Annotated in this window: 1 protein-coding gene; it reads left to right on the forward strand. The window is 68.7% G+C overall.

The genetic code is table 11. The features are described 5' to 3' along the window. The first annotated feature begins 95 nt into the window (after positions 1-95). Positions 96-1250, forward strand: coding sequence for an IS701 family transposase (locus FCN22_RS21435; protein ID WP_137123593.1), 1155 nt, complete (start codon positions 96-98; stop codon positions 1248-1250). Positions 1251-1426 lie beyond the last annotated feature (176 nt).

The raw sequence follows: 1426 nt of genomic DNA on the forward strand, positions 1-1426 counted from the left end.
CCTAGTACTACAGCCGCACTTAGTTTTTGCTGGTCCCGCGTGTCGACTGTGTGAGACTGGGAATTCACCGGCATGTTGCTCGTGTGATAGATGAGGTGGATGTGGCAGAGGTGCGGGCGTGGGCGGCCGGGCTGGAGGAAGTGCACGCCCGAATCGCACCGCGATTCGCGCGTTCCGAGCCGCGCGAGCGGGTCTTGGCGTACGTGCGCGGGCTGCTCGCGCCGTTGGAGAGGAAGAACTCTTGGACGCTGGCCGAGCGGGCCGGCGAGGCGATCCCGGATGGGATGCAACGTCTGCTGGCCACCGCCGACTGGGACGCGGACGCGGTGCGCGATGACGTGCGCGACTACGTGGTCGAGCACCTCGGGAGCGACTCGGCGGTGCTGGTGGTGGACGAGACCGGGTTTCTCAAGAAGGGCACCAAGTCGGCCGGGGTCGCCCGGCAGTACTCGGGCACGGCCGGGCGGATCGAGAACTGCCAGATCGGGGTGTTCCTGGCGTATGCGACACCGGCCGGGCGCACTCTGATCGACCGCGAGCTGTACCTGCCCAAGGCGTGGGCCGAGGACACACCGCGCCGTGAGCAAGCAGGCGTGCACGAGGACGTGGAGTTCGCGACCAAGCCGGAGCAGGCGATGGCCATGATCGGCCGCGCCCTGGACGCGCACGTGCCCGCCGGGTGGGTCGCAGGCGATGAGGTCTACGGCCAGCACGCGCGGCTGCGGATGATGCTCGAGGAGCGCGAGCTGCCCTATGTACTGGCGGTTCCGGTCAACCAGCACGTGATCGCCACCCTCGACGGGAAGCTCACCGAGCTGCGCGCGGACGAGCTCGCCGCGCACCTGCCCGCCCAGGCGTGGAAGACGATCTCGGCCGGCGCGGGCGCCAAGGGGCCGCGGCTGTACCACTGGGCCAAGGCGCCGATCCGGCCACTGGAGGCCGAGCGCCGCTACTGGCTGCTGGTCCGCCGCAGCACCACCGACCCGCAAGACCTCGCCTACTACCTGTGCTACGGGCCGCCGCGCACCCGACTGGGCGAGTTGGTCCGAGTGGCCGGAGCCCGCTGGGCGATCGAGGAAACCTTCCAGACCGCCAAGGGACAAGCCGGCCTGGACCAGTACCAGGTCCGTCGCTACGACAGTTGGTACCGACACATCACCTTGTCCATGCTGGCCCACGCCTTCCTGACCATCACCACCGCCGACGCCGGCGCAAAAAGGGGGCCCACAGCAAACCCGCCCAAGAGCTGATCCCGTTAACAGTCCCCGAAGTCCGAGCACTGCTGGCCCACCTCATCTGGCGCACAGCGCCCGCCGTCAGCGAAGTCCTCGACTGGTCCCACTGGCGACGCCGACATCAAGCCCGCGCCCAACGCTGCCACTACGCCCGCCGCGGCGCCTCACCATAAGTGCGGCTGTAGTACTAG

Origin of the sequence: Segeticoccus rhizosphaerae (assembly GCF_005222685.1) — a bacterium.
In the GTDB taxonomy this organism is placed as follows: Bacteria; Actinomycetota; Actinomycetes; order Actinomycetales; family Dermatophilaceae; genus Segeticoccus; species Segeticoccus rhizosphaerae.